General features: G+C 66.8%; 12 protein-coding genes. 8 read left to right on the top strand and 4 right to left on the bottom strand.

What is annotated here, in order from left to right; all coding sequences use genetic code 11:
- Positions 1-15 precede the first annotated feature (15 nt).
- The 3 genes from RXV88_RS16575 to RXV88_RS16585 all read right to left on the bottom strand — a co-directional run bounded on the left by RXV88_RS16575 (position 16) and on the right by RXV88_RS16585 (position 2,042).
- Positions 16-534 (bottom strand): hypothetical protein, encoded by a 519-nt coding sequence (locus RXV88_RS16575; RefSeq protein ID WP_316294604.1) that lies wholly within the window; start codon positions 532-534, stop codon positions 16-18.
- Positions 535-621: 87 nt separating this feature from the next.
- Complete coding sequence (locus tag RXV88_RS16580) at positions 622-957, bottom strand: hypothetical protein (protein WP_316294605.1); 336 nt, start codon at positions 955-957, stop codon at positions 622-624.
- An 80-nt stretch (positions 958-1,037) separates the two neighbouring features.
- Positions 1,038-2,042 (bottom strand): hypothetical protein, encoded by a 1,005-nt coding sequence (locus tag RXV88_RS16585; protein WP_316294606.1) that lies wholly within the window; start codon positions 2,040-2,042, stop codon positions 1,038-1,040.
- 101 nt (positions 2,043-2,143) lie between these two features.
- Here RXV88_RS16585 and RXV88_RS16590 point away from each other — a divergent pair, with 101 nt between their 5' ends.
- A complete protein-coding gene (locus tag RXV88_RS16590) occupies positions 2,144-2,626 on the top strand; it encodes a hypothetical protein (protein WP_316294607.1) in 483 nt (160 codons plus the stop codon).
- A gap of 24 nt (positions 2,627-2,650) precedes the next feature.
- On the opposite strand, the gene RXV88_RS16595 is transcribed toward RXV88_RS16590, so the two are convergent.
- The gene (locus RXV88_RS16595) at positions 2,651-3,343 is read right to left on the bottom strand and encodes a metal-dependent hydrolase (RefSeq protein ID WP_316294608.1); all 693 of its coding nucleotides are present in this window, start codon (positions 3,341-3,343) and stop codon (positions 2,651-2,653) included.
- 143 nt (positions 3,344-3,486) lie between these two features.
- On the opposite strand from RXV88_RS16595, the gene RXV88_RS16600 reads away from it, so the two are divergent.
- The 7 genes from RXV88_RS16600 to betC all read left to right on the top strand — a co-directional run bounded on the left by RXV88_RS16600 (position 3,487) and on the right by betC (position 9,387).
- A complete protein-coding gene (locus RXV88_RS16600) occupies positions 3,487-4,227 on the top strand; it encodes a YebC/PmpR family DNA-binding transcriptional regulator (protein WP_316294609.1) in 741 nt (246 codons plus the stop codon).
- A 285-nt stretch (positions 4,228-4,512) separates the two neighbouring features.
- Complete coding sequence (locus RXV88_RS16605) at positions 4,513-5,196, top strand: hypothetical protein (RefSeq protein WP_316294610.1); 684 nt, start codon at positions 4,513-4,515, stop codon at positions 5,194-5,196.
- 91 nt (positions 5,197-5,287) lie between these two features.
- Positions 5,288-5,881 (top strand): LysE/ArgO family amino acid transporter, encoded by a 594-nt coding sequence (locus tag RXV88_RS16610; RefSeq protein ID WP_316294611.1) that lies wholly within the window; start codon positions 5,288-5,290, stop codon positions 5,879-5,881.
- Between the two features lie 43 nt (positions 5,882-5,924).
- Positions 5,925-6,818 carry a DMT family transporter gene (locus tag RXV88_RS16615; RefSeq protein ID WP_316294612.1) on the top strand — a complete coding sequence of 298 codons (894 nt, stop codon included), beginning with the start codon at positions 5,925-5,927 and terminating at the stop codon, positions 6,816-6,818.
- Positions 6,819-6,942: 124 nt separating this feature from the next.
- Complete coding sequence (locus RXV88_RS16620; RefSeq protein ID WP_316294613.1) at positions 6,943-7,140, top strand: hypothetical protein; 198 nt, start codon at positions 6,943-6,945, stop codon at positions 7,138-7,140.
- Positions 7,141-7,315: 175 nt separating this feature from the next.
- Positions 7,316-7,885 (top strand): transcriptional regulator BetI, encoded by a 570-nt coding sequence (gene betI, locus RXV88_RS16625; protein WP_316294614.1) that lies wholly within the window; start codon positions 7,316-7,318, stop codon positions 7,883-7,885.
- Positions 7,882-9,387 carry a choline-sulfatase gene (betC, locus tag RXV88_RS16630; RefSeq protein ID WP_316294615.1) on the top strand — a complete coding sequence of 502 codons (1,506 nt, stop codon included), beginning with the start codon at positions 7,882-7,884 and terminating at the stop codon, positions 9,385-9,387. Before betI ends, betC begins: the two co-directional genes overlap by 4 nt.
- The last annotated feature ends 157 nt before the right edge of the window (positions 9,388-9,544 follow it).

Consider the following 9,544-nt stretch of genomic DNA (forward strand, 5'->3'; position numbering starts at 1 on the left):
GCCATTCCGCGTGGCCTACCATGTCGCGCCGCCGTCGCGCGACCGCCAGACCGCCGCGGCGGCCCCGGGCGGATAGCGCCCGGCGGAATCGCCGTTCAGCGGCAGGGTCCAGATCGTCTGGGGCTTGCCCGGATGCACGGCCATCGGAAAGCCGAAGGTCGAGGGCAGGCCCGGCGTGATGTCGTCCCAGCTGCGCCCGCCATCGGCCGAACGCCAGACGCCGTGGTGGTTCTGCTGATAAAGCAGATCGGCCTCGCCCGCCGCGCGGACCATGTTGTGCACGCAATGGCCGGTCTCGCCATCGCGCGGCGCGGCGGGGTGGGGGTGGTCGGCGCAGGCCCCGGCGTTGGAAAGCCGGTTGCGCCGCTGCCAGCTTGCGCCGCCGTCCTCGGTCGCAAAGACCCCGGCGGCGGAAATGCCGACCCAGAGCTTTTGTGGATCGTCAGGGCAGGGAACGATGGTGTGCAGGGTCAGGCCTGCAGCACCCGGGTTCCAGTCCTTGGCTGAAGGGTGGTCGGTCAGCCCCTCCAGCACCTGCCAGGTTTCGCCGCCGTCGTCGCTGACCAGCAGAGTGGCCGGTTTCGCCCCGGCGTAAAGCCGCCCATGCGCATGGCAGACCGACTAGAGCGCCGAGAAACGGTCGCCCATCGGCGCTGGTGGCGGAGGTTTCATCCCGAGTTGCGCAGCGACCTCGGGCTCTGCCAGAATCCAGGCATCCGCTTGTCCCTGTGTTAGCTTGGCCAGCGTCCAGTCCGTTCCGTCCGACCGCCAAATCCCGGCTCCGTGCCAGTCGCTGCCGCCCGCGGCCCAGATGCGCCCGGTTTCGGGGTCGCCGGTGGCGTGATTGATCGGCCAGAGATCGCAATGCGGCCCGCTTTGCCGCCAGCCGCCGCCCTCCTGCGTCAGCAGGAAGAGCCCCTTGGTGGTGCCGATCAGAAGGGTCGTGGTGTCCGGCATGGTCGCGCCCCGGCAATGCGCGGCCAGCATACCGCAAGAGCGGCGAAATCCGAAGCGAATGGTTGCCGGTGGCGACGCGCTCAGCGCATCCAGAAGCCTTCGCGCTTGAGCTGGTTGCGCAGGTTCTGTTCACGCGGCGGCAGGTCGTCGCGGTCGAACATGGCGCGCACCTTGTGGCCGCGATTCTGGTAGATCATGCGCTTGAACGGGTCGTATTGCTTGAGCAGTTTCTTGATCCGGTTGGGCGCGCTCACCTCTTCCAGCACCTCGACCACGCGGTCGTCCTCGCGCGCATAAAGCAGCGGCAGCAGGCGGTAATGGCAGGTGGTGCCCCCGTCGAGCCAGCCGGGCTCGAGAGCGTCGCGCCCGCCGCCGAAGGAGTGGATCACCAGCGGCAGCGCGATCTGGTCGAGCCAGGGATCGAGGCTCTGGCAGACCAGTTCGGGCACCGGATCGTCGCGGATCGACAGGGCGTAGTCCAGGAACCGCTGCCCGAATTTGTGCGGGCAGGAGTAATAGAAAAAGCCTGCGTTGAAATAGAGATAGCGCCGCCAGTATTCGTCGGGCTGGGTGAGGTCGAGCGAGCTTTCGAAATCCAGCCCGAAGCGGTCGTATAGCGCTTTCCAGGTCCGGGTGTAGCCGGGGCCGTAAAGCTCGATCACCGGCCAGGTGCCTTCGCGGCGCAGGGACGCGCTGGGGCGGGCGTAGTCGATGGGCACCTGATGCAGATCGTCCAGCACCAGCGTGTCGGTGTCGAAAAAGAGGAACGGCTTGCCCTTGGGCAGGGCGCTTAACGCCTCGATCTTGTTGCCGTAGGCATAGGCATGGCCGAAGTGGTGCGATGTGAAGGGCACGATTGTGGCGCCCAGGGCCTGCAAATGCTCGCGCACGGCGGGGTCGTTGATGCGTGGATCGTTCGGCCAGAGCGGCCCGGGCTGCGGTTCGGCCACATAGAGCCGAAAGCGCCCCGGCGGCGTCGTGTGCGCCAGCGACGCGGCAAAAAGCAGCGCCTCGTATTGCAGGCGGCCGGCCTGGGCCACGATCAGGAGATTGACGGCTTTGGGCGCCGCTTTCTTTCGTGCCATACTTGGGGCGTCCTGTCTGCTCGGCCTCTTTGGGGGCAGTATAGACGGCCTCGGGCCGGTCGCAAAGCGGGACGGCGGGGCGTGGAGCGAAAGGATTTGAAATGCTGGATATTCTGTTGCTGATTCTCACGATCGCCATTCAGGGCGGCGGCGGTGGCGCCACGAGCACCGCGTCGGTCGCGGTGCCCCAGACGGCGCCGGCCCTGGTGGCCGAACCGCAAGTGCCCACCGGCCAGTTCACCACCGCCGTCGAGATCAAGCCGATCCTGACCATGACGCAGAGCAACTGGGTCGCGGTGCGCGATTTCAACGGGCAGGACCTGGTGTACTTTTCGCACCTGCTGTCCTGGCGCTGCGGGCTGTTGCGGCTGCGCTGGGGCGTGAACGACGGCCCCCTTCAGGACTGGCCGCTGCCGCCCTGCTATGAGGGCACCAACGCGCCGAACGCAATCAAGACCGAGGACGGGCTGCCCTATGTGGCCCAGCCCGCCGGGTCGGTGCAGAGCGTGACCATCGAGATCACCTACGACGATCTGGAGGTCCAGACCGCGCGGTTCGAGCGGGCGCAGATCCTGATGCCGTGACGGCGCGGTCGCGCCCGCAAAGGCTCAGAGCGCGATCGGCTGCATCACCTGCGGTTCGATCACGTCGACCCCGGGCAGGCCGGCGGCCAGCGCTGTGGCATCCTGCTCGAGCAGGGGGAAGGTGCGGTAATGGCAGGGGATCACGGTCTTGAAGTCGAAATACCGCTTGGCCGCCCAGGCGGCCTGCGCCATGTCCATGGTGAAATGCCCGCCCGCCGACAGGATGCCGATGTCGGGTTTGAAATAGGCCCCGATCCAGTCCATGTCGGCCATGATCGCGGTGTCGCCGGACAGATAGATCGTGCGGCCCTCGCCCTTGATCACGAAACCGGATTCGCAGCCCACGTACATCGGCTTGTCGTCCACCATCATCGACGAGGAATGCGAGGCGGGCACCATGGTGACGCTGACATCGCCGAAGGTGACCGTGCCGCCCTTGTTGAAGCCAGCGCCCTCGACCGCGCCCTGGGCCGTCAGCCAGTTGGCCAGTTCGTACATGCCCGAGACCGGCGCGCCGGTCTTTTGGCTGATCGCGACCGCATCGGCGGTGTGGTCGAAATGGCCATGGGTGATCAGCATCTGCGTCGCCCCCTCGATCGCGGCGTCGTGCTGGTCTTCGGGCAGCACCGGATTGCCGTTCAGCCACGGGTCGACCAGCAGGATCTGATCGCCGATCTCGATCCGGAAGGATCCGTGCCCCAGCCAGATGATGTTCATATGTAACCTCCCTTCGCTTGTTCGGATCAGCCTAGCACGCCCGACGCGGCGGTCCAGCGCCAAGGCAGGCTTGCCCTCGGTCGCCGCGATGGCCTATAGAGCGCGACGAGTTTCCAACCTTTGCAAGTCGAGAGGCACGTCACATGGCCGGCCATTCCAAATGGGCAAACATCCAGCACCGCAAGGGCCGTCAGGACGCCGTGCGCGCCAAGCTGTTCTCAAAGCTGTCGAAAGAGATCACGGTCGCCGCCAAGATGGGCGATCCCGACCCCGAAAAGAACCCGCGCCTGCGGTTGGCGGTGAAAGAGGCCAAGGGCCAGTCGATGCCCAAGGACAATATCGAGCGCGCCATCAAGAAGGCGATGGGCGGTGAGGGCGACAATTACGAAGAGATCCGCTATGAGGGGTACGGCCCCAACGGCGTGGCGGTGATCGTCGAGGCGATGACCGACAACCGCAACCGCACCGCGTCGAACGTGCGCTCGACCTTTTCCAAGAACGGCGGCAATCTGGGCGAGACCGGATCGGTGGCCTTCATGTTCGAACGCAAGGGCGAGGTGGTTTATCCGGCCGATGCGGGCGACGCCGATACGGTGATGATGGCCGCCATCGAGGCCGGCGCCGAGGATGTCGAAAGCGGCGAGGACGGCCATTACATCTGGTGCCAGGACACCGATCTGAACGAGGTCGCCACCGCGCTGGAGGCGGCGCTGGGCGAAAGCGAGGCGACGCGTCTGGTCTGGAAGCCGGGCAACACGACCGAGCTCGATCTCGAGCAGATGCAGTCGCTCATGCGGCTGGTCGAGGCGCTGGAGGACGACGACGACGTGCAGCGCGTGACGACGAATTTCGAAGCCTCCGACGAGGTCATGGCGCAGCTCTGAGGCCCCGGGCCGCGCAGCTCTTCCTGGCAATATCCGGCACGCCCCCGACCGGGGGCGTGTTTTCGTTTTGGAGGAGGCGGTGCGCGAACCCGCGCCTGCGGCGCGGAACCGCACACCCTACGGCGGCGCACCCGGCCCCGCGCGCCAAGCGATTGTTCAGAGGATGGAACCAGAGCGGTGCTGCGGATGCGGTGGCCTTTTTGCGGGCCGGTGCTGAAATCCGCATCGTTTCGTGTTAGGCTCTTCGACGGATTTTTCAGTGTTTGTATATTGGAGTTCGGGGGAATGGATATTCGGCGGCGGGTGTTTCTGGGCCTGATGCTGGCCGGATTGGCAGAACCGGCGCGGGCGTTCGACGCCCGTCATTCGCTGGCCGACCGGCAAAGGTTCCGCAGTTTCGGCGGCGGTGACTGGGTCTTCGACGATCCGTTCGAACGCTCGCGCCCGGGCGCGCGGGCCTTGCCGCTGTCCGCCTGGCGGCGGAACCGGCGCGACCGGCCGACCGACCAGCTTTTGGATCTGATCGGCTTTGCCGAGGCGGGGCGGCTGCAATACGATGCGGTGCACATGTCGGCCCGACGCAAGCCGCCCGCACGGCCGACCGAGCTGACCATCGGCCAGATCAAGCGCTGGATCCGCGCCACCCCCGGTCAGCATCACGCCATCGGGCGGTATCAGTTCATCCCTTCGACGCTGACGTTCCTGGTGCGCCGCGCCGGGCTTGCGCATGGCCATCCTTTCCAGCCCGCGGTGCAGGATCATCTGGCCCGGATGCTGCTGCGCGACGCGGGCTACGAGAAGTTCCTTGCAGGGCAGATGAGCCTGGCGCGCTTCATGGACAGCCTTGCGCTGATCTGGGCCGGGCTGCCGCTGCAGAGCGGCAAATCCGCCTATCGCGGCGTTGCGGGGAACCGGGCAACGATCTCGCGCCGGTTTTATGCCGAGCAGATGCAGGCGATCTTTGCCTGATCCCCAAGGGGTGAGCCAACCTGCCACGCGGCGCTTTGCGGTTGTGAGCGCGGGCGCCTGGCGGTAGGCAGGCCGCGGCAAGGAGGCGGGCATGCAAGCGGCGATGGCGGGATTCGCGCTGGGGTTTTCTCTGATCCTGGCGATCGGGGCGCAGAACGCCTTTGTGCTGCGGCAGGGGCTGCGGCGGGCGCATGTGTTCGCGGTCTGTCTGACCTGCGCGCTGTCGGACGCGGTGCTGATTGCCGCCGGGGTTGCTGGCTTTGGGGCGCTGGCGGCCGCGTTTCCCGGTCTGGAATTCTGGATGCGGGTGTTCGGGGCGGGGTTCCTCTTTGTCTATGGCGCCCGCGCGCTTTGGGCCGCGTGGCGCGGCGGGCAGGCGCTGGACGCGGGCGGGCAGGCGGGCGGGCTGTGGCCGGCGCTGCTGACCTGCCTTGCGCTGACCTGGCTCAACCCGCATGTCTATCTGGACACCGTGGTGCTGCTGGGCGCGGTCGCGGCGCAATACGACGACAGGCTGAGCTTTGCGCTGGGGGCGATGGCCGCATCCTTCGCCTTTTTCTTCGCGCTGGGATACGGCGCGCGGGCGCTGGCCCCGGTCTTTGCCCGGCCGGTGGCGTGGCGGGTGCTGGACGTGCTGGTGGGGCTGGTGATGTGGACCATCGCCTGGTCGCTGGTGGCCGGCTGATATCACGCTTGCCACCGCCGGCGGATCGGATACCTAAGGTGCCATGAACGCAAGCGCGAACCGGCCCCTGGCAGGCATTTTCTGGATGGTTGCGACGGGGCTGTGCTTTGTCGCCGTTACGGCCTTGGTGAAAACCCTGGGCGGGCGGGTGCCGGCGGCGGAATCGGCCTTTTTGCGCTATGTGATGGGGCTGGTCTTTCTGATCCCGATGTGGCGCAGCCTGCGCGAGACGCGGGTGACCGCGCGGCTGGGGCTGATCGTGGGCCTGCGCGGAGCGGTGCATTCGGTGGGCGTGATCCTGTGGTTCTTTGCCATGACACGCATCCCGCTGGCCGAGGTGACGGCGATGAATTACCTCACGCCGGTCTATGTGACCATCCTCGCGGTGGTTTTTCTTGGCGAGCGTCTGGCCCTGCGGCGGATCGCGGCGGTGGTCCTGGCGCTGATCGGCGCGATGATGATCCTGCGGCCGGGCTTTCGAGAGCTGGACCCGGGGCATCTTGCGATGATGGGCACGGCGCTGCTGTTTTCGGGCTCTTACCTCGCGGCCAAGATCCTGTCGGGCGAGATATCGGCGGCGGCGATCGTGGCCTGGCTGTCGATCACCGTGACCATTGGGCTGGCGCCCTTTGCGTTTGCGGTCTGGGTCACGCCGTCGTTGGCGGATCTGGCGGTGCTTTTCGGCGTGGCCTGTTTTGCCACCGCCGGGCATTACACCATGACGCTGGCCTTCGCCGCCGCCCCGGTGACGGTCACCCAGCCGGTCACGTTCCTGCAACTGGTCTGGTCGGTTGCGGTGGGCGCCGCGTTCTTTGGCGAGCCGGCGGACCCCTGGGTGATCGCCGGGGGCGCGGTGATCATGGGGTCGGTTCTGTTCATCACGTTGCGCGAGGCGCATTTGAAACGGCAGGTGACGCGGGGCCTGCCCGATCGGTAAGAATCTCCCCTAAGTTGTAAACAGACTGTTTCCAATTTCCGAAAAATACCGTCAGCGGGGCACAGTTTCGCCCAATTCCGGGGGGAAGCTCTGATTTGGAAACAATCCAGACGGAGCGACGAAAATGTTTGCTGAAAACAGATTGACCGAAGACATGGGGGCCATCACGGCCTTCCTGCTGGCCGAACGCGAAAAGACCCTGTCCGAAGCTGAGTGGCGGTTTCGCATGAAGGGCTATGGCTACAACCTGCGCCGCATCGGGGCCGGTGTCGAGGTGGCCCGGCTGCCGCAGAACCGCGTCCTGGGCACGCTCGAGCTTTGATCGGAACAAAGCGGAGCGTGGGCCGTGCCGGCCCCCGCGCTGGTTTGTGGTCTGCCGGTCGGGCGTGAGCCCGTTTGTCCGAGACCGTCGCTTTTGGCGGATCGTGCGGGCGGTGGTTTTTGATTGATCCGCCAGTCAATAAAAGATAGTTTTCCCCGAATTCGGGGGAAAAGCGATGCCAAAACTGGGGCAGGAGCCTGTCAGACGCGCCGCATTGGTGGCGGCAACGGTGGACGAGATCGGGGCAGCCGGGTCGCTTGACGTGACCGTCGGCCAGATCGCGCGCCGGGCTGGGATGTCCTCTGCGCTGGCGCATCATTATTTCGGCGGCAAGGCGCAGATTTTCCTGGCGGCCATGCGCCATATCCTCAGCGAATACGGCGACGAAGTGCGCGCGGCTTTGCGGGCGGCGCCCGAAGGCGCGCGGCTCGAGGCGGTGATCGCCGCCAATTTCGCGCAGAGCTGTTTCCGGCCAGAGGCGGTTTCGGCCTGGCTCAATTTCTATGTTCTGGCACAGCGCGATGCCGAGGCAGCGCGCCTGCTGCGGATTTACCAGCGGCGGCTGCGCTCGAACCTGATCTGCGGTCTCAGGGGCCGCTGTGCCGCGCCCGGGGCGGTGGCCGAGACGCTCGCGGCGCTGATCGACGGGGTGTACCTGCGCGCCGCGCTCGACGGCGGCGGCATCGACGGCGCGGCGGAGCAGGTGATGGCGGCGGCGCAGGCGCTTATGGGAGACCACAGATGAAACCCAATATCCTGATCGTCATGGTCGACCAGCTGAACGGGACGCTCTTCCCCGACGGCCCGGCGGATTGGCTGCATGTCCCCAACCTGCGCGCGCTTGCCGACAGATCGGTACGCTTTGCCAACGCCTATACCGCCAGCCCGCTCTGCGCGCCCGGGCGGGCGTCGTTCATGTCGGGGCAGCTGCCCTCGGCCACGGGGGTCTATGACAACGCCGCCGAATTCGCCTCGGCCATTCCGACCTATGCGCATCACCTGCGCCGGGCCGGTTACCGGACCTGCCTGTCGGGCAAGATGCATTTCGTCGGCCCCGACCAGCTGCACGGCTTCGAGGAACGGCTGACCACCGACATCTACCCCGCAGATTTCGGCTGGACGCCGGATTATCGCAAACCGGGTGAACGCATCGACTGGTGGTATCACAACATGGGCTCGGTCACCGGCGCGGGCGTGGCCGAGATCACCAACCAGATGGAATACGACGACGAGGTCGCGCATTTCGCCAAGATGAGGCTCTACGACCTTGCGCGCGGACGCGACGACCGGCCGTGGTGCCTGACGGTCAGCTTCACTCATCCGCACGACCCCTACGTGGCGCGGCGGAAATACTGGGACCTCTACGAGGATTGCGCCCATCTGCAGCCCGAGGTCCCGGCGATGGATTATGCCGACCACGACCCGCATTCCCGGCGCATCTTCGACGCCAACGACTGGCGCGCCTTCGACATCACCGAGGATCACATCCGCCGGGCGCGGCAGGCCTATTTCGCCAATATCTCGTATCTCGACGACAAGATCGGCGAGATCCTTACGGTGCTCGATGAGACCCGGCAAGAGGCCATCGTGGTCTTTGTCAGCGATCACGGCGACATGCTGGGCGAGCGCGGCCTCTGGTTCAAGATGTCGTTCTACGAGGGCTCCTCGCGGGTGCCGCTGATGATCGCTGTGCCGGGCGGGCAGGGCAAATCGGTGGGCGATCCGGTCAGCACGATCGACCTCTGCCCGACGCTCTGCGAGCTGGCGGGGGTGTCGATGGAGGACGTGATGCCCTGGACGGCGGGCCTGTCGCTGGTGCCGCAGATGAACGGGCTGCGGCGGACCGAACCGGTGGCGATGGAATACGCCGCAGAAGCCTCCGAAGCGCCGCTGGTCTGCCTGCGCGAGGGCCGTTGGAAATATACCGCCTGCGCCCTCGATCCCGAACAATTGTTCGATCTCGAAACCGATCCGCACGAGCTGCACAATCTCGCTGGCGCGCCCGCGCATCACGACATTCTGACGGCCCTGCGCGCCAAGGCTGAGGCGCGTTGGGATCTGGCCCGCTTCGACGCCGAGGTTCGCGCCAGCCAGGCCCGCCGCCGGGTGGTCTACGAGGCGCTGCGTCAGGGCGGCTATTTCCCTTGGGATTTCCAGCCCCTGCGCGCGGCGTCCGAACGCTACATGCGCAACCACATGGATCTCAACGTGCTGGAAGAAAACCAGCGCTTCCCGAGGGGTGAGTGATGCCGCGCCGCCGCGTGGCGCCCGGGGGCCCCCCCCCCCCCCCCCCCCCCCCCCCCCCCCCGCGCCCCCCCCCCCCCCCGCCGCGCCCCCCCGCCCCCCCGCGGCCCCCCGGCCCCCCCCCCCCCCCCCCCCCCCCCCCCCAGGCCCGCGTGGCCTG

The sequence above is a fragment of the Aestuariicoccus sp. MJ-SS9 genome, assembly GCF_032586235.1.
In the GTDB taxonomy this organism is placed as follows: Bacteria; Pseudomonadota; Alphaproteobacteria; order Rhodobacterales; family Rhodobacteraceae; genus Aestuariicoccus.

What these genes read in the sequence shown, in the direction of transcription:
- RXV88_RS16580 (WP_316294605.1), bottom strand. Translation starts at nt 957, where the DNA reads ATGCCGGACACCACGACCCTTCTGATCGGCACCACCAAGGGGCTCTTC.
- RXV88_RS16585 (WP_316294606.1), bottom strand. Translation starts at nt 2,042, where the DNA reads ATGGCACGAAAGAAAGCGGCGCCCAAAGCCGTCAATCTCCTGATCGTG.
- RXV88_RS16590 (WP_316294607.1), top strand. Translation starts at nt 2,144, where the DNA reads ATGCTGGATATTCTGTTGCTGATTCTCACGATCGCCATTCAGGGCGGC.
- RXV88_RS16595 (WP_316294608.1), bottom strand. Translation starts at nt 3,343, where the DNA reads ATGAACATCATCTGGCTGGGGCACGGATCCTTCCGGATCGAGATCGGC.
- RXV88_RS16600 (WP_316294609.1), top strand. Translation starts at nt 3,487, where the DNA reads ATGGCCGGCCATTCCAAATGGGCAAACATCCAGCACCGCAAGGGCCGT.
- RXV88_RS16605 (WP_316294610.1), top strand. Translation starts at nt 4,513, where the DNA reads ATGGATATTCGGCGGCGGGTGTTTCTGGGCCTGATGCTGGCCGGATTG.
- RXV88_RS16610 (WP_316294611.1), top strand. Translation starts at nt 5,288, where the DNA reads ATGCAAGCGGCGATGGCGGGATTCGCGCTGGGGTTTTCTCTGATCCTG.
- RXV88_RS16615 (WP_316294612.1), top strand. Translation starts at nt 5,925, where the DNA reads ATGAACGCAAGCGCGAACCGGCCCCTGGCAGGCATTTTCTGGATGGTT.
- RXV88_RS16620 (WP_316294613.1), top strand. Translation starts at nt 6,943, where the DNA reads ATGTTTGCTGAAAACAGATTGACCGAAGACATGGGGGCCATCACGGCC.
- betI (WP_316294614.1), top strand. Translation starts at nt 7,316, where the DNA reads ATGCCAAAACTGGGGCAGGAGCCTGTCAGACGCGCCGCATTGGTGGCG.
- betC (WP_316294615.1), top strand. Translation starts at nt 7,882, where the DNA reads ATGAAACCCAATATCCTGATCGTCATGGTCGACCAGCTGAACGGGACG.